The organism is Tatumella ptyseos (assembly GCF_030552895.1).
Lineage (GTDB): Bacteria > Pseudomonadota > Gammaproteobacteria > Enterobacterales > Enterobacteriaceae > Rosenbergiella > Rosenbergiella ptyseos_A.
Map to the genome: position 1 here is coordinate 398048 of NZ_CP130649.1, position 23797 is coordinate 421844.

General features: G+C 47.0%; 22 protein-coding genes, 1 tRNA gene and 1 pseudogene. 12 read left to right on the forward strand and 12 right to left on the reverse strand.

Annotated elements, in window-relative coordinates:
• Window position 1: 1 nt before the first annotated feature.
• The 4 genes from QJR74_RS02030 (at window position 2) to QJR74_RS02045 (ending at window position 3167) form a co-directional block, all read left to right on the forward strand.
• Entirely contained in the window at window positions 2-898 is an 897-nt protein-coding gene (locus QJR74_RS02030; RefSeq protein WP_304372961.1) for a transporter substrate-binding domain-containing protein, read from the forward strand.
• 65 nt (window positions 899-963) lie between these two features.
• Window positions 964-1530, forward strand: coding sequence for a YceI family protein (locus QJR74_RS02035; protein ID WP_304372962.1), 567 nt, complete (start codon window positions 964-966; stop codon window positions 1528-1530).
• Between the two features lie 142 nt (window positions 1531-1672).
• Window positions 1673-2596 carry a kdo(2)-lipid IV(A) palmitoleoyltransferase gene (lpxP, locus tag QJR74_RS02040; RefSeq protein ID WP_304372963.1) on the forward strand — a complete coding sequence of 308 codons (924 nt, stop codon included), beginning with the start codon at window positions 1673-1675 and terminating at the stop codon, window positions 2594-2596.
• 91 nt (window positions 2597-2687) lie between these two features.
• Complete coding sequence (locus tag QJR74_RS02045) at window positions 2688-3167, forward strand: GNAT family N-acetyltransferase (RefSeq protein ID WP_304372964.1); 480 nt, start codon at window positions 2688-2690, stop codon at window positions 3165-3167.
• Between the two features lie 42 nt (window positions 3168-3209).
• Here QJR74_RS02045 and QJR74_RS02050 read toward each other — a convergent pair whose 3' ends face one another.
• The 6 genes from QJR74_RS02050 to QJR74_RS02075 form a co-directional block, all read right to left on the reverse strand.
• Complete coding sequence (locus QJR74_RS02050) at window positions 3210-3671, reverse strand: hypothetical protein (RefSeq protein WP_304372965.1); 462 nt, start codon at window positions 3669-3671, stop codon at window positions 3210-3212.
• Between the two features lie 309 nt (window positions 3672-3980).
• The gene (gene gsiD, locus QJR74_RS02055) at window positions 3981-4886 is read right to left on the reverse strand and encodes a glutathione ABC transporter permease GsiD (protein WP_304372966.1); all 906 of its coding nucleotides are present in this window, start codon (window positions 4884-4886) and stop codon (window positions 3981-3983) included.
• A gap of 9 nt (window positions 4887-4895) precedes the next feature.
• Window positions 4896-5816 carry a glutathione ABC transporter permease GsiC gene (gene gsiC, locus QJR74_RS02060; protein ID WP_304372967.1) on the reverse strand — a complete coding sequence of 307 codons (921 nt, stop codon included), beginning with the start codon at window positions 5814-5816 and terminating at the stop codon, window positions 4896-4898.
• A gap of 43 nt (window positions 5817-5859) precedes the next feature.
• Window positions 5860-7368 carry a glutathione ABC transporter substrate-binding protein GsiB gene (gsiB, locus tag QJR74_RS02065; protein WP_304373938.1) on the reverse strand — a complete coding sequence of 503 codons (1509 nt, stop codon included), beginning with the start codon at window positions 7366-7368 and terminating at the stop codon, window positions 5860-5862.
• A 26-nt stretch (window positions 7369-7394) separates the two neighbouring features.
• Window positions 7395-9296, reverse strand: a complete 1902-nt coding sequence (locus QJR74_RS02070; protein ID WP_304372968.1) for a dipeptide ABC transporter ATP-binding protein — start codon at window positions 9294-9296, stop codon at window positions 7395-7397.
• Between the two features lie 211 nt (window positions 9297-9507).
• A complete protein-coding gene (locus QJR74_RS02075; RefSeq protein WP_304372969.1) occupies window positions 9508-10314 on the reverse strand; it encodes a deaminated glutathione amidase in 807 nt (268 codons plus the stop codon).
• Window positions 10315-10450: 136 nt separating this feature from the next.
• On the opposite strand from QJR74_RS02075, the gene QJR74_RS02080 reads away from it, so the two are divergent.
• The 4 genes from QJR74_RS02080 (at window position 10451) to QJR74_RS02095 (ending at window position 12108) form a co-directional block, all read left to right on the forward strand.
• Complete coding sequence (locus QJR74_RS02080) at window positions 10451-10786, forward strand: gamma-glutamylcyclotransferase family protein (protein ID WP_304372970.1); 336 nt, start codon at window positions 10451-10453, stop codon at window positions 10784-10786.
• Window positions 10787-10902: 116 nt separating this feature from the next.
• Window positions 10903-10979: transfer RNA gene (locus QJR74_RS02085), tRNA-Ile, on the forward strand.
• A 333-nt stretch (window positions 10980-11312) separates the two neighbouring features.
• A complete protein-coding gene (locus tag QJR74_RS02090) occupies window positions 11313-11699 on the forward strand; it encodes a polymorphic toxin type 44 domain-containing protein (protein ID WP_304372971.1) in 387 nt (128 codons plus the stop codon).
• Complete coding sequence (locus QJR74_RS02095; RefSeq protein ID WP_304372972.1) at window positions 11677-12108, forward strand: hypothetical protein; 432 nt, start codon at window positions 11677-11679, stop codon at window positions 12106-12108. Before QJR74_RS02090 ends, QJR74_RS02095 begins: the two co-directional genes overlap by 23 nt.
• Before the next feature lie 580 nt (window positions 12109-12688).
• Here QJR74_RS02095 and QJR74_RS02105 read toward each other — a convergent pair.
• The 5 genes from QJR74_RS02105 to ltnD are packed head-to-tail and all read right to left on the reverse strand — an operon-like array spanning window position 12689 to window position 17681.
• A complete protein-coding gene (locus QJR74_RS02105) occupies window positions 12689-14047 on the reverse strand; it encodes a GntP family transporter (RefSeq protein WP_304372973.1) in 1359 nt (452 codons plus the stop codon).
• A gap of 52 nt (window positions 14048-14099) precedes the next feature.
• Window positions 14100-14879, reverse strand: coding sequence for a 2-oxo-tetronate isomerase (gene otnI / locus QJR74_RS02110; RefSeq protein WP_304372974.1), 780 nt, complete (start codon window positions 14877-14879; stop codon window positions 14100-14102).
• 6 nt (window positions 14880-14885) lie between these two features.
• On the reverse strand, window positions 14886-15506 hold the full coding sequence (otnC, locus tag QJR74_RS02115; protein WP_304372975.1) for a 3-oxo-tetronate 4-phosphate decarboxylase: 621 nt from the start codon (window positions 15504-15506) through the stop codon (window positions 14886-14888).
• A complete protein-coding gene (otnK, locus tag QJR74_RS02120; protein WP_304372976.1) occupies window positions 15503-16765 on the reverse strand; it encodes a 3-oxo-tetronate kinase in 1263 nt (420 codons plus the stop codon). Before otnK ends, otnC begins: the two co-directional genes overlap by 4 nt.
• Window positions 16766-16769: 4 nt before the next feature.
• Window positions 16770-17681 carry an L-threonate dehydrogenase gene (gene ltnD, locus QJR74_RS02125; protein WP_304372977.1) on the reverse strand — a complete coding sequence of 304 codons (912 nt, stop codon included), beginning with the start codon at window positions 17679-17681 and terminating at the stop codon, window positions 16770-16772.
• A 248-nt stretch (window positions 17682-17929) separates the two neighbouring features.
• Here ltnD and QJR74_RS02130 point away from each other — a divergent pair, with 248 nt between their 5' ends.
• Window positions 17930-18691, forward strand: coding sequence for a DeoR/GlpR family DNA-binding transcription regulator (locus QJR74_RS02130; RefSeq protein WP_304372978.1), 762 nt, complete (start codon window positions 17930-17932; stop codon window positions 18689-18691).
• Between the two features lie 244 nt (window positions 18692-18935).
• On the opposite strand, the pseudogene QJR74_RS02135 reads toward QJR74_RS02130, so the two are convergent.
• Window positions 18936-19254 (reverse strand): annotated as a pseudogene (locus QJR74_RS02135) (oligopeptide/dipeptide ABC transporter ATP-binding protein); the annotation flags it as partial.
• Between the two features lie 909 nt (window positions 19255-20163).
• Between QJR74_RS02135 and QJR74_RS02140 the strand changes: the two are divergent.
• The 3 genes from QJR74_RS02140 to QJR74_RS02150 are packed head-to-tail and all read left to right on the forward strand — an operon-like array spanning window position 20164 to window position 23787.
• Window positions 20164-21288: an Ig-like domain-containing protein gene (locus QJR74_RS02140; protein WP_304372979.1), complete on the forward strand. Its 1125-nt coding sequence runs from the start codon at window positions 20164-20166 to the stop codon at window positions 21286-21288.
• Between the two features lie 43 nt (window positions 21289-21331).
• Window positions 21332-23416: an Ig-like domain-containing protein gene (locus QJR74_RS02145; protein WP_304372980.1), complete on the forward strand. Its 2085-nt coding sequence runs from the start codon at window positions 21332-21334 to the stop codon at window positions 23414-23416.
• On the forward strand, window positions 23413-23787 hold the full coding sequence (locus QJR74_RS02150; RefSeq protein WP_304372981.1) for an Ig-like domain-containing protein: 375 nt from the start codon (window positions 23413-23415) through the stop codon (window positions 23785-23787). The genes QJR74_RS02145 and QJR74_RS02150 overlap by 4 nt, the downstream gene beginning before the upstream one ends.
• The last annotated feature ends 10 nt before the right edge of the window (window positions 23788-23797 follow it).

Sequence of the window (23797 nt, forward strand, 5' to 3'; positions counted from 1 at the left end):
AATGCGTATTACTCGCTTAACGTCGCTGTTATTATTCTGTGCGATACAAGCACAAGCGGCTGTTGACCTTAAGGCTAATGAAGAGCCGCTTATGGTGCCTACCGATCCTAAAGCGATAGCCTTACTGCCGACCGACTATCGATGGGCGCATGCTGGGCAACTGACGGTCGCTGTCTCTGCGCAAAACGCGCCCCCCTTATCGCTACTGGCGAGTGATAATCGCACTCGAATAGGGAGTGATATTGATATTGCCCGCTTACTCGCGCAGAGTTTGGGATTAAAACTTAATATTGTGCCGGTCTCCTGGGAAGATTGGCCGTTAGGTATTAGTAGTGGTCGTTACGACGTTGCGCTAGTGAATATTGCCGTCACCGAGCAACGTAAGCAAAAATACGATTTCGCGACGTACCGAACCGATTCGCTGGCGTTTAGCGTGAAACAGGATAGCCCAATCACTCATATCGCCTCCGCGAAGGATGTTGCCGGCCAGCGTGTGATTGTCGGCTCGGGAACGAATCAAGAGCGTATCTTGCTTGGCTGGAATACACAATTACGCCAGCAACAACTGACACCAGCTACCCCCATCTACTTAACGGATGACGCGACCACGACACTATTTTTACAGTCAGGCAGGGCAGACATTAATTTTGGGCCACAGGCTGCCGCTGCATGGAAGGCAGCATTGAATGGGCGTACGAAAGTCGTAGGTTATGGCCCCAAAAAAGCCTGGGTTGCGACCACCACCCGTAAAGGCAACGGCCTCGTTAACGCCTTGAATCAAGCATTGAACGATGCGATTGATAACGGCAACTATCAAAAAATTATGGCGCGCTGGGGTGAGGAGAAGGAAGGGATTACTCAGTCGCAGATTGACCCTGCTGGGATTACTTATCCATAAATAGTTTCTCTTGGTGGCCTACTTAACGCTAAGCTATAACTTCAGCGTTTAGCTCGGAGAGAACCATGTTGCGCGTAGGATTACTGTTGCTTAGTCTTGTTGGGGCGATCTTTCCAGCCTTTGCCGCCCCTATTCCCTTTCAGTTAGCCGAGAGCAGTTATGTGCTGTTACGGTGGAATATGATCGGGAAATCGGATTACCATGCGCGGATCACTGGTCTTCGAGGGGATATCGTTGTCGACCCACAGCACGATGTGGGAGACCGGTTACGTATCGATATGCCGATTGCGAATCTCGATGCACACCACCGTGTGCTGACTTGGGCGCTAAAAAGTCATCAATTTTTTGACCAAGCTCAATATCCCAATGTCACCTTTACCAGTAGTCGTATTATTGACATGGGCCAAGGCCGTTATCGTGTGCTAGGGTCACTAAAAATTAAAGCAATGACTCGCCCTGTGATGCTTTATGGTAAACGTAGCGATGATTCACGATTACAGACTAGTGGCGGATATTTACGTCTTTCTGGTACTATAACCCTATCGCGTCAAGCCTTTGGTATGGGGCAATATCCGGCGTTGGTTGCGGACCCTATCCAAGTTGATATTGTCCTTGTCGCAACGACCCCCTAAGTTCAGATACATTTTCTTTCATTATTTCACGCAATACTGCGGTGACATTTTCTACTTTTCGCGGTCAAAATCATTACTGAGGCCATACGTTGCCAAGAAATGCGGAGTTTCTGGCGTAGAGGCTTCTTTTATTGAAGGCTTTATGAAAAAAACTGGGCAATTTCAGCTTAAAATTTTACATCCACGGTATTGGTTCACTTGGTTTGGACTAGGTGTACTGTGGTTATTAGTGCAACTCCCTTATCCTATATTGATTCGGTTGGGAGCCAAAGCGGGTAAAATTTCTCGTCGCGTATTAAAGCGACGCGAATCTATCACACGACGTAACGTACAACTCTGCTTTCCTAATATTCAGGAGCAGGAGTTGGAAGCCCTAATTGCTAAGAATTTTGAATCCTTAGGCATGGCTTTAGTCGAAACTGGCATAGCGTGGTTTTGGTCAGATAAAAGGGTACGTAAACTCTACTCTGTATCAGGACTCAATAACTTGCAGCAAGCTCAACAAGAGCAGCGCGGTGTCATGGTTATTGGTGTTCACTTCATGTCGTTGGAATTGGGGGGGCGTATTACCGGCCTTTGCCAACCGATGATGGCCATGTACCGGCCCCATAATAACCAGGCGATGGAATGGGCGCAGACTAAAGGGCGTATGCGTTCGAACAAGGCGATGATTGATCGCCGTGACCTACGTGGAATGGTTCAAGCCTTGAAACAAGGCGAAGCCGTATGGTTTGCGCCAGACCAAGACTACGGTCCTAAAGGCAGTGTTTTCGCGCCATTATTTGCCGTTGATAAAGTGGCCACCACTAACGGAACCTTTGTCTTATCGCGATTGGCTAAGCCTTCGATGCTGACGATTGTGTTAATCCGTAATGCTAACAAAAGTGGTTATCAGTTAATTATTCAACCACCGCTTCAAAATTATCCTTATGAAGATTCACAGGCTGCAGCAAGCTATATGAATAAGGTGATTGAGACGGAAATACTCCGTGCTCCTGAACAATACCTCTGGTTACATCGCCGATTTAAAACTCGGCCACCGGGTGAAGTCTCACTTTACGTTTAACTCGGTAAAGCGCCTTTTATAGGCGCTTTTTTTATGCTTAGGCTAACGGTCTCGTCTATAGTTAATTCATCATCAATGACTTGGAATGACCATGGAAATTACACAGTGTGGGCCGGATGAGTGGGCCGATCTGGTCGATATTTTCTCTGAGATGGAACGCTTTCATCATCCGCAAGCAATTATTGCCGCAGAGCAGATGGCTAAGTATCTAAAAGAAAGAGTTTTTCCCGCACATTCCGGAACGGAAATTTATAAAGGGATGAGTGAGGGACGTATTGTTGCCTTTGCTTGCGTCACGATTCTCTATCCTGTTCCACGTTATAGCGGTCAAATGTTTATTAAAGAGTTATTTGTTTCTGAGGCATATCGACGTAAAGGTTTTGGCCACAAAATGATGAGCTTTATTGCGCAACGCGCACAAGAGAAATCCTGCAGCCGATTAGATTGGTTATCAGTACGTGAAGATAGTGCGGCGCAGGGATTTTATGCCTCGTTAGGAGCCAAAGTGGTTGAAGAAGTAAACTATCATCGACTGGACCAACATTTTCTCGTACAGCTAGCGAACCAATAGGATTACGCTTAGCCTGCTAGGCGACAACCTAACAGGCAGTAATTATTTTTTATTGGCTAAATAATGATTGAGGAACATTTGTGCATCGCCACTCTGCGAAAGACTTTCACTGTAATGAAGCGTAATAGGTTCAGGTTCATTAGGTAAAAAGAGCTGGCCGCCATTCTGCTTTAAAATCAAGACGACATAACGTTTATTCCCTTGGCTAACCGAATAATGAAGGGCGTCATTAACTCGAGTAATCTTCATTTTTTGAATAACGAGATTCCAATCGTGATCAGCATCCTCAATCTGTACTAATGCTTCTTGCGCTTTGCGATCGCCGATTCTTAACGTCCATACTTTAACCCCCAAATCGCCAACATATCCAATTACTCGGTCGGCGACTGGTGGCCGAGATTCGGCATAACTGAGTTGAGTGAAAAAGCTTAGAAAGAGTAAGCTTATAAAAGCTAAAAAGAAGGACTTGAATTGACTAAGGGATGAGAGGTTCCTGTGAGACATAATCGCTCCTTGCGTTAAGTGGAACAATAGTATGAAAGTTGAGGTAAGCCTTGTGAAGGCGATTCTTTCTTCGACCGGAATCTATTAAGAAAAAAACTCAATCTTATTCAAACGGTTTTCGTTTTAGGGGGAGGGCGAGAAAGTAGCGTGAGGCTAAGCATCCACGATGGGGAGGCGCTTTTAGTCTTGCTGGCAATTTTATTTTTCTTACCCATCAATTGGGTTCTTAGGGATGCCATTGTGCTCAGGTAATTCGAGCCCAAGAAAAAGGGCCTGAATCGGCCCTCAATCAAAGTAAGTTTAACCTCGTTATTTCCTTAGCTTGGGATCCAGTGCATCGCGCAAGCCATCCCCTAATAAGTTAAACGCCAGTACAGTGAGAAAAATGGCTAAAATAGGAAATAGAGCGACATGCGGAGCCATCACCATATCTGAACGTGCCTCGTTAAGCATTGCACCCCATTCTGGCGTGGGCGGTTGAGCCCCTAAGCCAATAAATGACAGGCTAGCGGCAGAGATAATCGACACGCCAATACGTAAGGTAAAAAATACCACAATTGAAGAGAAGGTCCCGGGCAAGATATGTTTGAGTAGAATATGCATAGTTGAGGCACCAATACTGCGGGCCGACTCCACCCACGTTAGCTGCTTCAACACCAAGGTGTTGCCACGAACCAGACGGGCAAAGGCTGGGATACTGAAAATAGCGACCGCAATGACCACATTCGACATACCTGGCCCCATCAAGGCAACGACCGCGATGGCGAGCAGGATCCCTGGAAAGGCGAAGAGTACATCACAGACACGCATAATAATTCTATCTGCCCATCCTTCGTAATAGCCAGCAATTAAGCCTAATACCGTGCCAATTACTGAACCTAACGCCACGGAAAAGACCCCTGCTAATAACGAGATTCGCGTTCCTAAGATAACTCGGCTAAAGATATCGCGTCCTAACGCATCGACACCAAACCAGTGCATGAGGCTAGGGCCTTGATCGATACGGTCATAATCGAAGTAGTTTTCAGCATCGAATGGGGTGAGCCAAGGCGCAAAAATAGCAACGATAAAGAGAACTATCACAAATAACGCAGCCATCACCGCCACGGGCTGTTGACGAAAACGTCGCCAAAACTCGCGAAGTGGCGGCTGTGGTGTCGCCGGGTCGAGGGTCGGTAGGGATTTTAAAGCCGCTTCGCGGCGCCAATTTTTCATGACCTCTCCTCAGCGGTAACGAATAGTGGGGTTAACCACAGCATAAAGCATATCGACGACTAAATTGATCACGATAAACTCACAGGAAAAAAGTAGAACCAACGCTTGGATCACGGGATAGTCGCGGTTTTCGACCGAGTCGATGAGCAGACGTCCAAGCCCTGGCCAGTTAAATACCACTTCGACCACGATTGCCCCGCCTAACAGCAGACCGAACTGCAGTCCCATCATCGTAATAACCGGAATCAGGGCATTACGTAGGCCATGTTTAAAGATCACCTGACGTGGGCTTAAGCCTTTCGCACGCGCTGTGCGCATATAGTCTTCACCTAGTACTTCAATAAATGATGCTCGGGTAAAACGGGCCATCACTGAGGCTACTGACGCACCCAAGGTTAATGACGGCAGAATATAGTTACGCCAGCTATCAGCTCCGACGGTTGGCAGCCATCCAAGCTGAACCGAGAATATTTGCATCAGCAGAATCCCTAATGCAAAGGCGGGAAAGGAGATCCCGGATACGGCAACCAACATGCCGAGTTTATCCGGCCAGCGATTGCGCCACACCGCAGAGGCTATGCCGATCAATAAGCCAAACAGGCATGACCACGCCATACTACAAAGGGTTAACAGTAACGTTGGCGTAAAGCGGCTAGCAATCTCTTGGCTTACTGGGCGTTGTGAGGACATCGATTGGCCAAAGTCGCCATGGAGTAAGCGGACGATATAATGCCAAAATTGTTGCGGTAGGGGTAAGTCTACCCCCAATTGATGGCGTACCATCGCCACGACGGTCGCGTCGGCATTGGGTCCTGCCAACAGACGCGCTGGATCGCCGGGGAGTAAGTGGACAAACAGGAAGACGAGAATGGCGACAATCAATAACGTCGGCAGCATCCCTAGCAAGCGTTTAAGAAAATAATTGAGCATGCGTATTCTCGAGTTGTGGGCAGGACATGCCTGCCCAATTCAATTACTTCAGGTCGGCATTATCAAAATCAAAACCAGTATCTGGCATGACGTTGAAATGGGTGAGGGCTTTATTATTGGCAGAGACTAACTTTTCGACCACTAACGGGATCCAAGGTTGGTCATGCCAAATTTTATCCTGTGCATCTTTATAGAAAGCATTTTTCTTCGCCGCATCCGTCGCGTTCAAGGCATCGGCCAAATCTTTATCCACTTGTGGATTACTGTAAAAAGCGGTGTTAAAGATTGCAGGTGGCCACGAGCTGGTTGCAAAGAGTGGCGTTAACGCCCAGTTAGCTTCACCGGTAGAAGCCGTCCAACCGGTATAGAACATCCGTACACCACTCTCTTTTTGACCCTTATCTTCAACTTGAGCAGCGCGTTGCCCTGCATCCATTGCCGTGACTTGGGCTTTAATTCCGACCATGGCGAGCTGTTGCTGGGTAAATTGTAAGACTTTCTGCGCGGTAGAGTGGTTATGTGATGACCATAAGGTCGTTTGGAACCCTTGAGGGTAACCGGCTTCTTTTAGTAGCTGGCGTGCCTTTGCGGGATCATAAGGAATAGCCGGATAGTGCTGGGCATCGGCGATCGCTGGTGGAACAATGCCCGTAGCAGGGGTGGCATAACCGGCAAAGGCGACTTTGGCGAGGGCTTCGCGGTTGATTGCATAGTTTAAGGCCTCACGGACTTTCGGATTATCGAAAGGTTTTTGGGTCACATTAAGGCTGATATAGCGCTGCATAATGGATGGCCAGCTGACCACATCCAACTTGCTATTCGCTTTTAAACGTGGGGCTTGCTCGTAGGGGATTGGATAAGCAAAATCAGCTTCTCCGGTTTGTAACATCGCCGCACGGGTATTGTTATCGGCAACCGGACGCCAAACGATGCCATCTAATTTAGGTAACCCTTTCTGCCAGTAATTCGGCCATTTTTTTACCGTCATTGCATCGGTCTGGTTCCAGCTCACGAATTGGTAAGGGCCAGTTCCGACGGGGTGAAAGCCAATCTGCTTACCGTATTTCTGTAATGCGGTTGGCGAAATCATCACGGCAGAAGGGTGAGCCAAGGTATTGATAAAGGCGGAGAACGGCTTTTTCAGCGTAATTTTTACCGTATGTGCATCGACGGCTTCGGTCTTGGCTATGTCATTAAATAAGTTATAGCGTTTTAAATGGCTGTCAGGATTGCTCGCGCGATCAAGGTTGACCTTAACGGCTTGTGCATCAAACGGCGTGCCATCTTGGAAGGTCACATTCGGGCGAAGTGTCAGCGTATAGGTTAGCCCATCGTTACTGACGTTATAGCTTTCCGCCAAGACAGGTTTGATCTTCATATTTTCATCGAAACCATAAAGCCCTTGATAAAAGGACTTGGCGACGCTTTGTGAAAGTGTGTCATTGGCATCATAAGGATCAAGCGTTGTAAAATTCGACCCCACGGCAACAACAATATTTTTTGCGGCAAAGCTCGATACACTGGTCAGGCTTGCGGCCATGCCTACGGCCATGAGCCAAGGGAGCTGGCGTTTGGTGATCATAAAGTCTCTCCTGTCTGCAATAAAGGGGATGCCACATGGGTCGGCGATAAAGGTGAGGTTGATGCGTGAGTAGCAACGTAATGTCCAGGGGTAACTTCATTAAAGGTTACGCGCTCAGGGCCTTCACCTAAAGGATAAATGGCGCTCGGGATCTCTTCGACGGCGGAAGAGAGTAGGGGGCGCTGGCTTCTGGGGTCGGCAACCGGTACAGCCTGAAGTAATTTTTGCGTATAAGGGTGTTGCGGCGAGGCAAAGATTGCTGCACGCGGGCCTATCTCGACAATCTGTCCTTGATACATCACGGCGACACGGTGACTAATTCGTTCAACCACCGCCATATCATGGGAGATAAATAAGAAAGCCAAGCCCTGCTCACGCTGTAAGTCGAGCAGCAGATTAATAATTTGAGCTTGTACCGAGACATCTAATGCTGATACCGATTCGTCTGCGACAATCAGCTTTGGATTAGAGGCCAATGCGCGGGCAATACAGATACGTTGCCGCTGCCCACCGGAGAATTGATGTGGATAACGTAACGCGTGTTCTGCTGACAGACCGACTTTCTCCAAGAGCTGATGCACCCGTTGTTGAGCTTCGGCTGGGGAGGCCAGCTTATGGATCAAAAGCGGCTCCATAATCGAGTAACCCACGGTTTTACGGGGATCGAGTGAAGCATAAGGATCTTGGAAAATAAACTGAATCTGTTGGCGTAAAGTATTTAGCGCGGGTCCGCTTAACTGGTCAATACGTTGCCCATTAAAGGTAATCGATCCCTGTTGGCTTTTCACCAATTGCAGCAGTGCACGACCGGTCGTCGATTTTCCACAGCCTGATTCGCCGACTAACGCTAAGGTTTCACCTGCCCGTAAATCAAAGCTAAGATGTTCAACCGCATGCACTTCACTGACTACGCGGTTCAGGAAGCCGCCACGCAGCGGAAATCGGGTAACGAGATCCTTTACTTGTAGTAGCGGCGCGGAGTGCCGATCGACAGTATCCCAAGTGTCGGCTAACGGTTTCTCCTCGGCAGGTAACGAAAACTTCTGCGGGGTATTATAGGATTGCATATCCCCTAAACGGGGTACCGCGGCGAGTAATTGTCGCGTGTAAGGATGTTGCGGGGAATGGAATAGGGTATCAACTGCTGCGGTTTCCAGCATCTGGCCTCGGCGTAACACCGTCACCTCATCAGCCATCTCGGCGACCACGCCCATATCATGGGTGATGAAGAGTACACCGGTATCCAACTCCTGCTGTAATTCTCGAATTAGCGTTAAGATTTGGGCCTGTAACGTCACATCAAGTGCGGTGGTCGGCTCATCGGCAATTAATAGCGAGGGCCGACAACTGAGCGCCATAGCAATCATCACCCGCTGGCGCATTCCACCAGAAAGTTGATGCGGGTAACGGGTAAGGATCTGTTTTGCAGCAGGGATCCGCACGCGCTCTAACAGCTGTAAACTTTGTTGAAGTGCCTCAGCATGCGAAAGAGGCTGGTGCTGGCGTACCGATTCCGCTAACTGTTGACCCACGGTAAATACCGGATTGAGGGAGGTCATTGGTTCTTGAAAGATCATCGCCACTTCGGCGCCGCGCACCCGTTGCCACTGAGATTCGCTAAGCTGCCCTAACTCTATCTGTTGTCCGGCCCGATTACGTAACAGCCGCTGACCGCTGACCTCGGCCTCTTTGGGTAACAGCCCCATTAAGGCTAGCGAACTGACCGATTTCCCTGACCCTGACTCTCCGACTAACGCGAGAGTTTTACCTCGATAAACCGAAAGATTGAGGTTATCGACCACGGAATGAAGCCTTCCCTGTTGCGGGAAACGGATGGTCAAATTTTCCACCTGTAAGATGGGCTGAGACTGATAAGTTTGTTGATCCGCTTCCGACACCCTTAACTCTCCCTTGTATGACTGTACTAAAAACGGCAACGCTGACGTGGTGACTACGCCACTGACCGCGCGTAGATGGATTCACGCCTTATCAAAAGTATATGAAGTTTCTGAAGTTATGCCATTTTGACTATAAGAAGTCTTAGTTAGCTTGTAAATCACTAACCTTAGCTAAGTAATAACGTTTTGTTATGTTCTTCGCCAAAAAAATCTAACTATCAGGTGATGATACACGGGGTGATGCCGAGGCTAACCGGCAATTTGCTAATACCGGCAATTGCTGACGCACTGCAGTGAGATGTGCTTTATCCAGCTGAGCAAAGATAAGCTGCGGACGTTCTCCTGCTTGGGCGATCACTAAGCCCAATGGATCGACGACAAGACTATGGCCGATATTTTTCCCGCCACATTCGCCGCTTGCCGCAAGATAACAGGTATTTTCTAGCGCACGGGCGCGGGTCAGCAGCTCCCAATGTAGCTCCTTATTAGGCCCTTTTAACCAGGCAGCAGGTAGCACCAGTAACTCTGCGCCTTGCAAGGCTAAGGCTCGCGCCATTTCAGGGAAACGTAGGTCGTAGCAAGTCATGACGCCGACGGTAAAGTCATCGATTTGTAATAAGGGGGGTAAGGTTTGTCCAGCAACCACCTTATCTGATTCACGCACTGCAAAGGCATCATAGAGGTGAATTTTATCGTAGGTTAATAAGATTTCACCCTGACGCAATGCCACTAAGACATTACGCGCTTTATTATTCTCAGCGGGAACATGCAGTGTAAACAGTGTCGTGATAGCGAGTGTTTGGCTGGCCGCTAATAGTTGACGGATAAAGGGGCCGTCTAGCGGCTGCGCCGCCTCGATCACCCATTGACTGTCTTGATTATCCCGCGCGAGCACTGCCTCTGGCAGCACCAACAACCTTGCACCTTGCCGGTCGGCATCTTGCATTAGCTGGATGATGGTATTGGCATTTTCTTGCCATTCTCGACTTACTGACCATTGACCCAATGCGATATTCATTGCTGCTCCTAGTGATCAAGTGAGAGAACATGACTCACCACTGTAGAGGCTTTTACACACATCCCCAAGGGAATTATTGCAATCTCATCGCGGCTCAGGGCATGATGCCTAAAAACGGATAATGCGGAGCGTTAGCATGATTCCACTCTTTGTGTATGGCACCTTACAGAAGGGCCGTGAAAACGAGCATCTACTTACCCGTATCGGCGGCGAGTGGATAGCCGCGACCATTCGTGGGACTTATTACCCCAAGGCATGGGGACTGGCCGCCGACTTTCCTGGCGTTATTCTTGATGATCAGGCCGACCACGTCCCAGGGTACCTTTTTATCAGCCCGCAACTCGACGACCATTGGCCCGAATTGGATGAGTTCGAGGCCGGCTACGACCGCATCACCACCACCGCGACCACCGCGGAGGGGCAACAGTTTGAAGCCTGGGTCTATCAAGTTCAGCCACCTTCTCCAGCTTAAATGACTGATATTGTAATAATCCTAAGCTTTGCGAATGATCTGCCTTAAAAAACAGCAACTAACTCGACAGCACTGGATTAGACTAATCGGATGCTTTATACTCCTTGCCACATTAAGGCCCCTTAGCTCAGTCGGTTAGAGCAGACGACTCATAATCGTTTGGTCCCCAGTTCAAGTCTGGGAGGGGCCACCAAATTTACCCTGTTAAATCAGGACAAAAAGCCACTCGATTGAGTGGCTTTTTTGTTTTGTTAGACGTGGCATAATTTTTCCTTAGGAGCCGTTGGCACGTCAATCACATAGCCCTGTTCACCTCTTAGCCTAAGATTTCCTCATATCTAATTGCCTTATTGACGATTTTTCATCTACCTTCGCTTACTGTTTACAGGGTAATATCTGCGTCATATTTATATTAAGTTTACTTAAGTTATAATTTATAAAAACCTTAGCAATCAATTATCTAATTCAATTTAGCTAACTTTAATAGGGTTAATTTTTAAACATTCATCAGGATGAGAGTGTAGAAATGGGAAGAATACCAATAGGACCTAGTGTAGAAGTGGTTAAAAGTAATATGCTCGAAGCTCGCCGTAATGGAATGCCGCGAAATATGGCGGGTTTATCTACTTACTACTGGTTCTATCAGATGGTTAGAAATAGGGGGCGATGGGATTACAAGCAATTCGATCCCTATTTTTCTAACTTCGGTAATTTTAATTTCGGAGCAGCGGGAACTGCTGCAGGAATACCGGAAAATATTTTATTGAGGGGAGCCGGTTGGGCGCAAAGTCGCGCTGGGACTTCAAAACCAGAGTGGGGAAAGTGGTACCAAAACTCGCCGTATAGCGATGATCCGAATGACCAATATTACATTAAAGAAGGAATTGCCTATGCCCGACAAAACGGCTATTAACTGGATGGCAGTATGTTTTGTCTTAGCGTTACTTTTATTACTCGGTGGCTATTTTGTATTTTATGCACAAAATAGTAATAAGAATTACCAATTACAGCATAGTTATAAAATAAAGAATAATTTATGGCTTTATATCACAGAAGATAGAGAGGGTAACGCAACAGTGCCGATTACCAATCGGTTCTATATAACGGATAAAATAAGTGGGGGTGAGGATTTTATCGCCAATAAATTGAAGTATCAAATACCGTTCCTTACCGGAAGTGGAACAATAAGTCAGGTAAGGGTAAGTGATAATTATAATATCGCTATAACCTATAGTGGAAAAGTCTCTTCACTAAGTGACTCGATTAGTTATTCATTAAATGGACAACAAGTGAACGCCCATCTTTCCTATCAGATCAATTAACCATTGGCAGGGTTGGAATCCGTAGATTTTAATTAGAACATAGCAATTAGTAAGACTGACCTGATCATAAATTTAGAAAGTTGAAATGATGAGCCAGACATTATTAGTGAAAAAGCTGATAAAGAAACACTGTTGGGATATGGCGGTAGAAAACTCATTAAGCTCGGGTAATAATCCAGAATTACCTGAAGATGCTGCCATTTTTTTGAAGAGTATTTCAATCTTCTTGAAATTGAACCCAATGGTTTTACTTTTCAAAAATACTTTCCTAATGAGGGAATTCGTTTTTACCCAACGCATTACTACCCTATTTCCTCAAAACCGACCATCATGTTGCGCAAGCATTAACCCTAGAGATGTTAATCGCTTCAGCTGAAGCGGGGCGTTAGCTGTACGGTGTTTGAGTAGGCCTCATATTAAGGTTTAAAGTATCCACTATTTACCGCTGGTTATGACTTAGGTTTTGTACAAACTATTACCACTATTTACCACGACAGGCTGACGATGAAGTCAGCAAGTCGTACAAAGAATTATAAAAGAATCTTATTTGCTGGCATCCGTTACTAAATGCTCTATAAACTCAAACCACAACCCAAAGCGCCCAGGTTACGAGAAAACCACTGATCCCCATCACGGTTGTCAGTACAGTCCAGGTTTTTAGACCATCGGGCACTGATAATCCTAGATAACGCGTTACCACCCAAAATCCGGCATCGTTGACATGTGATAAGCCTAACGCACCAAAACAGGTCGATAAGGTAATTAATACAGTTTGCGCAGGGCCTAAGCCAACCAAGGCTTGAGATAATAGACCGGAGGTTGTCAAGATTGCCACGGTCGCTGAGCCTTGTGAGGCGCGTAGTACTAAAGAGAGCAGAAAGGCCGCAGGTATTAATGGTAGGTGAATAGCCTCCAAGACTTGAGCTAAAGCATTTCCGATACCTGAGGCAACTAACACGCCACCAAAGGCCCCGCCAGCTCCCGCGACGAGAATAACGTCAGCAGAAGAGGGGATTGCACTGCCCGTCACGTCGCCTAATTTTTTCAAGCTCATACCTCGACGAAGACCCAGTACCCAACTGGCTATCCCCAGTGAAATCAATAGGGCAACAGGCGGCGTCCCGATAATGGTCATGATTTGCCGCAGTAAATTACCCTCGGCTAACAAAGCTTGGCATAAGGTGCCAGAGACAATTAACGCGATAGGTATCACTATCAAGCCACCAATAACCCACGCACTGGGTGGGACTTGCTGTGCTTTTTTCTTGGCATGACCGGGCAATTCAGCGGTCTGTTGTTGCTCAAAAACATTAATAGATAATTGGTAATTACGTTTATTGAGCATTCGAGCGTAAAAATACCCAACAATACCGACAGCCATCGCCACAAATAGTCCGGTTATCATCAACCAGCCGACCTCAGCATGCAGGATACTTGCCGCTGCTGCCGCACCTGGATGAGTGGGGAGGGCTACATGTACGGCCAACATCACACCCGCCATCGGTAAGCCAAATTTCAGTGGCGAGACATGAGAAACCTTACTAAAGCCATAAATTAAGGGGATGATAATGATAAAACCCACTTCAAAAAATACTGGGGTGCCGAGGATAAAGGCAACGATGGTCAATGCGGCAATCGTTCTTTTGGGGCCCAGGACGTGAGTCAGTTTTTTGGCGAGAGATTCAGCACCTCCTGACATTTCAATCAGTACGCCGAGCATCGAACCAAGAATGATGATGCTGGCAATGTGCCCAAGAATCCCCCCCATCCCTTTTTCAATGGTCTTGATAATTTCGCTAGCCGGAATACCGGTAGTGAAGGCGACTAAAAGGCTAACAATCAATAAGGCTACAAATGGATGAGCCTTGGCTTTGATAACTAATAATAGTAGTAATACTACGCTTGCTAACGCAATGAGTAATAGCGCCGTGGTAGACATAGTAAACCTCAGAATAAGTAGGGTTAAGAGTTATATTTATTCTTGGTAAAACTTATTTTTTATATTTAGCAAACCACTGCAGTCCAGATAACGTATCTTTTTTGGGTAAGTACTCACATCCAATCCACCCTCGATAATCGATGCTATCTAAAAGTTTAAATATCCAGTCATAATTGATTTCACCTTCATCGGGTTCATGACGGTCCGGTAATGAGGCAATTTGGATATGCCGATATTGTCCGGCGTAATGAGTAATTAGCTGACTTAAATTGCCATCCACTTTTTGCGCATGAAAGAGATCGAGTTGCGTAAAGACGTTTGGGCGATCGATCCGTTTGATCATCGCGAGTGTTTGATATTGGCTGGAATATAAATAATCTGGTTTGGTCTGTGGGTTCAACGCTTCAATTAGGAGGTATTTCCCTTTTTTCGCAAAGAGGTCGGCGGCATAACGCATGTTTTCAATAAAGGTTGTTTCGCAACGTTCGCGCGACATGTCAGGGGTAATTACGCTCGCCATCACATGTACCTGTTCACAATCAAGCGCACAGGCATAATCAAGCGCCAGCTGAATGTGCTGACGTGCTAAGGGGATTTGATCAGGCAGGGCACTCACTCCCCACTCTCCTTTGGTGACATTACCTGGTTGGGTATTGAATAAGACGAGTTGCAAACGGTTTTCAGTTAGCTGTTGTTTAATTTCTGCTGCGGCATAGTCGTAAGGGAATAAAAATTCTACGCCCTCAAAACCGGCTTGCGCCGCAGCGGCAAATCGTTCCATAAAGGGAAGTTCGGTGAACATCGTCGTTAGGTTAGCAGCAAATTTAGGCATAATCGGTTATCTCAGTTCGTGAATTTCATCTGAGGTTAAATAACGAATCTCACGGTTATTTAACGTGAATATTAATCGCGCGCTTTCCTCTAACTCTTCGGTATTGTAGGTCGCCTCACGAAGTGAGGAACCGGTCACTACCGGGCCATGGTTTGCTAGCAGGAATGCATTGTAGTGAGGGGCCAGTTTGGCGAGATCGTCAGCTATACGTTGATCACCTGGCCGGTAATAGGGGACGACAGGAACATCACCAATACGCATCACCACATAGGGCGTGAAAGGACGGATACAATTTTTCGTATCCAGTCCTTGTAAACATGAAAGGGCCGTTAAGTAGTGACAATGAAGATGCACAATCGCTTTACATTGAGGGTTATTTTGGTAAACCGCCCGATGGAAGGTCACCTCTTTGGAGGGTTTATTTCCTGAAAGCCATTCTCCCTGCGGGGTGACAACGGAGAGGGTATCTTCCTGTAATTCACCTAAGCAGGAACCGGTCGGTGTGGCTAACAGGTTGCCATCGGGAAGTAATAAAGAAAGATTCCCAGCAGAACCGGTGGCATAACCGCGAGAAAAGAGTGAGGCGCCGATTTGTACCATTTCATGGCGTAATTCTTGTTCAGTCATACTGGAAACTCCTGCTGTGCGCGGGCAAAGAAATTTTCATCCCCAAAATTGCCTGATTTTAAGGCAAGGGAGAGTGCTTGTTCGGTATCGCGAACCCAAGGCACACCAGGCGAGATGACTGGCCCAATATGGAAGGCGGTGACGCCAAGAGTTTGTGCGACACTACTCGAGGTTTCTCCCCCTGCGACAATAAAGCGCTTGAAACCTTGCTCGAGTAGGTCAGCAGCGAGACAAGAAAAGAAACGCTCGACGATCTCGCTACTGGCTTTACTGCCATAGGTTGCTTGTGACTGTTTAAGCGTTTCAGGTTCGGTTGTGGCATAAACCAAGGGGGCGAGTGGAGCGTTAGCGTACTCACGAACCCAAGTAGAAATTTGCGTAACATATTGATCGAGATCCGCAAAACACTTGGCTAAATCGAGGCTTTTTGCTGGGGCTTGTTGTCGGTAGGCTTTCACCTGAGTGTTGGTCATTTCGGAGCAGGAGCCGGACAATACGATTGCAGGGCCAGATACAGGTACACCAGCACTAGAATTCTCTTTAATTTCGCCCTGTTTCTTAGCCCAAGCTTGTGCAATACCGATGGCTAATCCCGAACCACCAGAAACGAGTTTAAGCCCCTGCACCGCTTCGCCTTGAGTTAATAGGTGCTGTTCATTGAGAGCATCGAGTACGACATAGTTAATGCCAGTTTTCGTTAGTACATCTAGCTGTTGGCGTACGGCTTCTGTGCCTTGCTCGACGATTGAATAGTCGATTAAGCCAGGTTTACCCTGAGCCTGTGCGGCGATCAAATGTTGTAAATTTGCCTCTGTCATCGGCGTGACCGGATGGTGACGCATTCCCGATTCACTTAGTAATTGATGTCCAACAAATAAATATCCTTGATAAACGGTTCTGCCGTTAACGGGGAGGGCGGGTGAAATGACCGTAGTTTCTTCACTTAATTTAGCTAATAGTGCATCGAGTACCGGACCAATATTTCCTTTAGCAGTGCTATCAAAGGTTGAGCAGTATTTGAAATAAAACTGTTGGCAGCCTTGTTTTTGTAGCCAGTGAAGCGCAGCTAACGACTGTTCTATCGCCAGTTGAGGATCACAAGAACGCGTCTTTAAACTGATAACTACCGCATCACTATCTATGGTGAGTGCCTTCTGTGGGACACCATTGAGTTGAATCGCTGACATACCGTTCTTAACGAGAAAACTGGCAATATCGGTTGCGCCAGTAAAGTCATCTGCAATGACACCGAGTTGCATAGTATTACCCCTCAACCTTTTTCTCTGGCAGTGTGATACCACTGAAAATCTTAATAACCGCACTATCGTCTTCGCGGCCGTAGCCTGCATTGCTGGCGGAAGTGAACATATTCAAAGCGGTGGTCGCCAGTGGAAGCGGAAATTTGAGTGAACGTGCGGTGTCATTGACCAAGCCTAAGTCTTTGACAAAAATATCGACTGCCGATTTAGGGGTATAGTCACCTTCGAGCACGTGCTGCATGCGGTTCTCAAACATCCAAGAGTTACCGGCAGCATTGGTAACGACATCATACATAGTATCGAGTGGGATCCCGGCTCGGGCTGCTAAAGCCATCGCTTCTGCGCCTACCGCAATATGTACGCCCGCTAATAATTGATGAATGATTTTTACGGTTGAACCGAGGCCTATTGCTTCCCCAATGCAGTAGACTTTACTGGCAATTGCCTCCAAAACGGGTTTTGAGCCGGTAAATGCTTCTGCACTGCCAGAGGCCATTATAGTCATCTCGCCGCAAGCAGCCTTCACTGCTCCCCCTGATACAGGGGCATCCAGCATCAGTAAGCCGTAAGCGTGTAGATTTTTTTCGATCTCGCAAGCATCTGCAGCGGACAAGGTTGAGGAGACCATAACAATGGTTCCACGGGATAAGCGAGGTGCTAACCCCTCAGCGCCGAATAAAATAGTGTTAACTTGCTCAGCGTTGACGACCAGTAATAGGACAATATCGAGTTCTGCGGCGAAGGGGACAGCGCTATTGCCCGCATCTTTCGCACCCGCATTGATTAAGTTTTGGCAGGACGTTGAATTGATATCAACACCCCAGGTATTGAGACCTGATTTGATACATGACAGCGCAGCGCCCATTCCCATTGAACCTAGCCCAATAACGCAGACATTTGTATTCTGTACTGGCATAGATAACCTCGATGCTGTTAAATTTAGTTAAATAGTGTTACTTATTGGTAGGTTACCTTGAGTTATTGTTAAAATATGTGATTTGATTCACGAGTGGCTGAGATATTTATAAAATAATCACAACTGATCCCAGCATAATTCACATTATGATGGGTAAAATAACCCTAATATCGAGATCTTCGGCTTCTTGTGAAAATAATGATGACTTTTTTAGTTCAAGGATGTGAACAAATGGGAAGGAGAGCACTGTGATACCTATCAAACGACATCAGCATATTTTGGCATTACTTGAACAACAGGGCACCGCCAGTATTTCTGAGCTAACCGAGATTCTTGGTGTTTCGCATATGACCATTAGGCGTGATGTCGGGAAACTTGAACAAGAGGGGTTATTGGTCGCGGTGTCTGGAGGGGTTCGATCAGTCAATAGACTCGCGATTGAGCCGAGTCACTTAGTGAAAAGTACTTTATACAGTGATGAGAAAAGAGCTATTGGACGCTTAGCGGCAGAAAATATCCCGGAGAGAAGCTGTATATATCTTGATGCGGGAACGACGACTTTGGCGCTGGCGAATGAAATTTTATTACGTGATGATCTGCAAATCGTCACTAATGACTTTGAAATTACCCAGCTATTAATCAATTCAAGCCAATGCCGCGTAATCCATACGGGTGGGACATTGTGTCGCGAAAACCGCTCTTCGACTGGTGAGTCTGCTGCACGCACACTTTTACATTTAGCCATTGATATTGCCTTCATTTCCACGAGTAGCTGGGATTTAAGAGGAATATTTACGCCGGATGAAAGTAAAATACCCGTTAAGCAGGCAGCAAGCCAAGTTAGCGCTAAAAAAATTCTCTTAAGTGATAGCTCTAAATTTAATCAGATGGCGACATTTATGGCTTTACCTTTATCTACCTTCGATAAGGTTATATCCGATAGCCATTTACCTAAGTCTGCATGCGATTATATGACCCAACAGGGCATTACAGAGGTAGTTATAGGCTAATGAGTGATGGATACATCGCTATATAGTGAAAACAAGAGATATTATTCGACTATAGCGATTATTCCTTAGCAGGGTATTTATTTCGATGCCGCGATTCTCACTCATAACGCCCTAAAAATTCCGGGCAGCCAACCCGGATAAATCTATATCGAGTGCAAGCATTATCAGACATATCACTCGTTGGCCTAAAGAGGGCTATTCTCCTTCGCTTCGCATTATTTTCTATTGACGACGACTTTATCTTTTAAACGTTACAGCATCTGACTAACTGTTTTTGATCTAATGCCCGCAAAGATTGCGGGAGTTGGCAAGCCTCAGTAGCCACGGGGCAGCGTTCGCGGAAATAACATCCCTCGGGGAGTTTCCGGTTTCCTGGCAGCTCAGTATTTACCGGGGTACTGTCAAGCTCAATGCCTATTCGTGGTATAGATTCCATTAAGAGTTGGGTGTAAGGATGGCGGGGACTGTCGAGAACATGTTGTGTTTCACCTACCTCAACAATCTGGCCCAAATTACATCACCGCAACGCGATCACTCATATGGCGGACGACGGAGTGGTTATAAAAAGCAGTCTATATTTCTAACTATTATCTGTTGTCGCTACTGTGAGCTATCTAAGTATTCATATTTACATGACCCGATATCTTGAAGCGTGTTCTGTTCAATATAGAAAACCCTCTAAAGACTTGATCCTGCTTGGATCTTTACGGAATTGATCACTATTAAATCCCCATATAAAGGTGATTTTTATTCTATTAATTTTACCTTTTCATTAAAAGTGACCAATTTAAAATAAAATCAAATTATTTTGTGAAATTAATTATCTACAATTTTGTATTGTTTTTGTTTTTTTAAATGCTTCTTCTAGAAAATTATTTGCACGACTTATTTGAAATAAGCCTTTCTAAAGCGCTCTGAACATAATCAGAGCTGTAACTTCTCAATTTTTTCAGAAATTTTTTTACTCGAAAGTTAAACTTTAGTTCTGGTGAAAACCAACAGTTGGAGGTTTTTTCTGCTTAAAATTCGGGTAAAAATAGTTTTTTATTGAAAAATTTGATTATTTAGATTTTTTCACTAATCAGGCTGAATTGTAATTATTAGTTGGTTTTTTTTATTAACTTGAATTAATGTGCTGTTAAATTGGATTTTTTAGGTTAAGTAGCTGGTTGTGTTTTAATGTATAGACTTTCAATATGATTTCTATTCTGTCTCCTGAATTAATCAAAATTGGGCTGTTAAGACGTTCAGCTTTCACAATAGTCTTGATCTAGCCACCACCTAATCTCCGAAGGAATGATAAAAAATATTTATCGAACATGTCATTGCATTGTTTTTTTCTTTTCTCTAGTTTCACTAGGCAGTAAATATATTAAGAATAATCTCACTAACTTAAATCCGGATATTTGACGGAAATCAAGGGCGCACGTCCCAAAAATCTAACCACCAGAAATATTATTGAGGCTAACTCTATGTTTAATATCGTCGCTTTATCGAAAGAAAATGGAAGTAGCTCTACAATACATTCTTCGGAAGTTACGCTAGATTCTGCCTCGATATTAAAAATCTCTGTTAGCCGGGAAGATATTAAAAGCTTCTCCCGCGTCAATAATGATTTGGTCATCGAACTAAATGATCATCAAAAAATCACTATTAAAGATTTCTTCACTGTTGGCCCTAATGGACAGCACAATGATTTGGTAATAGTTGACCCACATGATGGAGCATTATGGTGGCTTGAAAATCCTGGCACTGATGCTGCGAAATATACGTCAATCAGTTCTTTGTCTGAAGTAGGCACATCAGCTGTAGCAGCAGATGAGCATATTGGTGCTTGGGTAATGGCTGGGGCGGCGTTACTTGGTATCGGTGCCATGATTTTAGGTGCTTCGAATTCTCATCACAGCGATTCGCAAGCTAGTACGAGTAATAGTGGGGGGGATTCTCCTTCTACTCCTGGTACTTCAGGCGATGACACGACAGCGCCCGCCGAACCAAGTGAGATTCAGCTAAGTAATGACGGTTTGACTATCACGGGTAAGGCGGAAGCCGGCTCAACCGTTACGATTAAAGATGCTGACGGTAATACGCTCGGCACTGCCACGGCTGGTAGCGACGGCACCTTCAGTGTGACCCTGCCTACCGCACAGACTAATGGTCAGACTTTAAGTGTGACGGCGACCGATGCGGCGGGAAATGTTTCTTCAGCAGCGTCGATTACCGCAGCAGATACCACGGCACCGGCAGCACCGACTGATGTTGCTGTCAGCGATGACGGTTTAACTGTCACGGGTAAGGCGGAAGCTGGCTCAACCGTTACGATCAAAGATGCCGAGGGTAATACGCTCGGTACTGCCACGGTCGGTAGCGATGGCACCTTCAGTGTGACCCTGCCTACCGCACAGACTAATGGTCAGACCTTGAGTGTGACGGCGACTGATGCAGCGGGAAATGTTTCTTCAGTAGCAACTATCACCGCAGCAGACACCACTGCGCCAGCAATACCGACTGATGTTGCTGTCAGCGATGACGGTTTAACTGTCACGGGTAAGGCGGAAGCCGGCTCAACCGTTACGATCAAAAGATGCCGACGGTAATACGCTCGGTACTGCCACGGTCGGTAGTGATGGCACTTTCAGTGTGACCCTGCCTACCGCACAGACTAATGGTCAGACCTTAAGTGTGACGGCGACCGATACGGCGGGAAATGTTTCTTCAGCAGCAACCATCACCGCGACGGATACCACGGCTCCAGCCGAACCAAGTGGTATTCAATTAAGTAACGATGGCACAATCCTTTCAGGTAAAGGCGAAGCGGGATCTACCATCACAGTCAAAGATGCCGAGGGTAATACGCTCGGTACTGCCACGGTCAGTAGCGATGGCACCTTCAGTGTGACCCTGCCTACCGCACAGACCAATGGTCAGACCTTGAGTGTGACGGCGACCGATGCAGCGGGAAATGTTTCTTCAGCAGCAACCATCACCGCAGCAGATATCACTGCGCCAGCAACACCGACTGATGTTGCTGTCAGCGATGACGTTTTAACTGTCACGGGTAAGGCGGAAGCTGGCTCAACCGTTACGATCAAAGATGCTGACGGTAATACGCTCGGTACTGCCACGGTCGGTAGTGATGGCACTTTCAGTGTGACCCTGCCTACCGCACAGACCAATGGTCAGACCTTGAGTGTGACGGCGACCGATGCGGCGGGAAATGTTTCTTCAGTAGCAACTATCACCGCAGTAGATACCACTGCGCCAGCAACACCGACTGATGTTGCTGTCAGCGATGACGGTTTAACTGTCACGGGTAAGGCGGAAGCTGGCTCAACCGTTACGATCAAAGATGCTGACGGTAATACGCTCGGTACTGCCACGGTCGGTAGTGATGGCACTTTCAGTGTGACCCTGCCTACCGCACAGACTAATGGTCAGACCTTAAGTGTGACGGCGACCGATGCGGCGGGAAATGTTTCTTCAGCAGCAACTATCACCGCAGCAGACACTACTGCGCCAGCAATACCGACTGATGTTGCTGTCAGCGATGACGGTTTAACTGTCACGGGTAAGGCGGAAGCCGGCTCAACCGTTACGATCAAAGATGCCGACGGTAATACGCTCGGTACTGCCACGGTCGGTAGTGATGGCACTTTCAGTGTGACCCTGCCTACCGCACAGACTAATGGTCAGACCTTAATTGTGACGGCGACCGATACGGCGGGAAATGTTTCTTCAGCAGCAACCATCACCGCGACGGATACCACGGCTCCAGCCGAACCAAGTGGTATTCAATTAAGTAACGATGGCACAATCCTTTCAGGTAAAGGCGAAGCGGGATCTACCATCACAGTCAAAGATGCCGAGGGTAATACGCTCGGTACTGCCACGGTCAGTAGCGATGGCACCTTCAGTGTGACCCTGCCTACCGCACAGACCAATGGTCAGACCTTGAGTGTGACGGCGACCGATGCAGCGGGAAATGTTTCTTCAGCAGCAACCATCACCGCAGCAGATATCACTGCGCCAGCAACACCGACTGATGTTGCTGTCAGCGATGACGGTTTAACTGTCACGGGTAAGGCGGAAGCTGGCTCAACCGTTACGATCAAAGATGCTGACGGTAATACGCTCGGTACTGCCACGGTCGGTAGTGATGGCACTTTCAGTGTGACCCTGCCTACCGCACAGACTAATGGTCAGACCTTAAGTGTGACGGCGACCGATGCAGCGGGAAATGTTTCTTCAGCAGCAACCATCACCGCAGCAGATATCACTGCGCCTACTGAACCAAGTGGTATTCAAATAAGTGACGATGGCACAATCCTTTCAGGTAAAGGCGAAGCGGAATCTACCATCACAGTCAAAGATGCCGAGGGTAATACGCTCGGTACTGCCACGGTCGGTAGCGATGGCACCTTCAGTGTGACCCTGCCTACCGCACAGACTAATGGTCAGACCTTAAGTGTGACGGCGACCGATGCGGCGGGAAATGTTTCTTCAGTAGCAACTATCACCGCAGCAGATATCACTGCGCCTACTGAACCAAGTGGTATTCAAATAAGTGACGATGGCACAATCCTTTCAGGTAAAGGCGAAGCGGGATCTACCATCACAGTCAAAGATGCCGAGGGTAATACGCTCGGTACTGCCACGGTCGGTAGCGATGGCACCTTCAGTGTGACCCTGCCTACCGCACAGACTAATGGTCAGACCTTAGTGTGACGGCGACTGATGCAGCGGGAAATGTTTCTTCAGCAGCAACTATCACCGCAGCAGATATCACTGCGCCTACTGAACCAAGTGGTATTCAAATAAGTGACGATGGCACAATCCTTTCAGGTAAAGGCGAAGCGGGATCTACCATCACAGTCAAAGATGCCGAGGGTAATACGCTCGGTACTGCCACGGTCGGTAGCGATGGCACTTTCAGTGTGACCCTGCCTACCGCACAGACCAATGGTCAGACCTTGAGTGTGACGGCGACCTGCGGCGGGAAATGTTTCTTCAGTAGCAACTATCACCGCAGTAGATACCACTGCGCCAGCAACACCCTGATGTTGCTGTCACAGACTTTAATGGTCAGACTGATGTGACGGCTGTGCA

Excerpts from the sequence above, each read along its gene's own strand:
- QJR74_RS02030 (WP_304372961.1), top strand. The coding sequence starts at position 2 with ATGCGTATTACTCGCTTAACGTCGCTGTTATTATTCTGTGCGATACAA.
- QJR74_RS02035 (WP_304372962.1), top strand. The coding sequence starts at position 964 with ATGTTGCGCGTAGGATTACTGTTGCTTAGTCTTGTTGGGGCGATCTTT.
- lpxP (WP_304372963.1), top strand. The coding sequence starts at position 1,673 with ATGAAAAAAACTGGGCAATTTCAGCTTAAAATTTTACATCCACGGTAT.
- QJR74_RS02045 (WP_304372964.1), top strand. The coding sequence starts at position 2,688 with ATGGAAATTACACAGTGTGGGCCGGATGAGTGGGCCGATCTGGTCGAT.
- QJR74_RS02050 (WP_304372965.1), bottom strand. The coding sequence starts at position 3,671 with ATGTCTCACAGGAACCTCTCATCCCTTAGTCAATTCAAGTCCTTCTTT.
- gsiD (WP_304372966.1), bottom strand. The coding sequence starts at position 4,886 with ATGAAAAATTGGCGCCGCGAAGCGGCTTTAAAATCCCTACCGACCCTC.
- gsiC (WP_304372967.1), bottom strand. The coding sequence starts at position 5,816 with ATGCTCAATTATTTTCTTAAACGCTTGCTAGGGATGCTGCCGACGTTA.
- gsiB (WP_304373938.1), bottom strand. The coding sequence starts at position 7,368 with ATGGCCGTAGGCATGGCCGCAAGCCTGACCAGTGTATCGAGCTTTGCC.
- QJR74_RS02075 (WP_304372969.1), bottom strand. The coding sequence starts at position 10,314 with ATGAATATCGCATTGGGTCAATGGTCAGTAAGTCGAGAATGGCAAGAA.
- QJR74_RS02080 (WP_304372970.1), top strand. The coding sequence starts at position 10,451 with ATGATTCCACTCTTTGTGTATGGCACCTTACAGAAGGGCCGTGAAAAC.
- QJR74_RS02090 (WP_304372971.1), top strand. The coding sequence starts at position 11,313 with ATGGGAAGAATACCAATAGGACCTAGTGTAGAAGTGGTTAAAAGTAAT.
- QJR74_RS02095 (WP_304372972.1), top strand. The coding sequence starts at position 11,677 with ATGCCCGACAAAACGGCTATTAACTGGATGGCAGTATGTTTTGTCTTA.
- QJR74_RS02105 (WP_304372973.1), bottom strand. The coding sequence starts at position 14,047 with ATGTCTACCACGGCGCTATTACTCATTGCGTTAGCAAGCGTAGTATTA.
- otnI (WP_304372974.1), bottom strand. The coding sequence starts at position 14,879 with ATGCCTAAATTTGCTGCTAACCTAACGACGATGTTCACCGAACTTCCC.
- otnC (WP_304372975.1), bottom strand. The coding sequence starts at position 15,506 with ATGACTGAACAAGAATTACGCCATGAAATGGTACAAATCGGCGCCTCA.
- otnK (WP_304372976.1), bottom strand. The coding sequence starts at position 16,765 with ATGCAACTCGGTGTCATTGCAGATGACTTTACTGGCGCAACCGATATT.
- ltnD (WP_304372977.1), bottom strand. The coding sequence starts at position 17,681 with ATGCCAGTACAGAATACAAATGTCTGCGTTATTGGGCTAGGTTCAATG.
- QJR74_RS02140 (WP_304372979.1), top strand. The coding sequence starts at position 20,164 with ATGTTTAATATCGTCGCTTTATCGAAAGAAAATGGAAGTAGCTCTACA.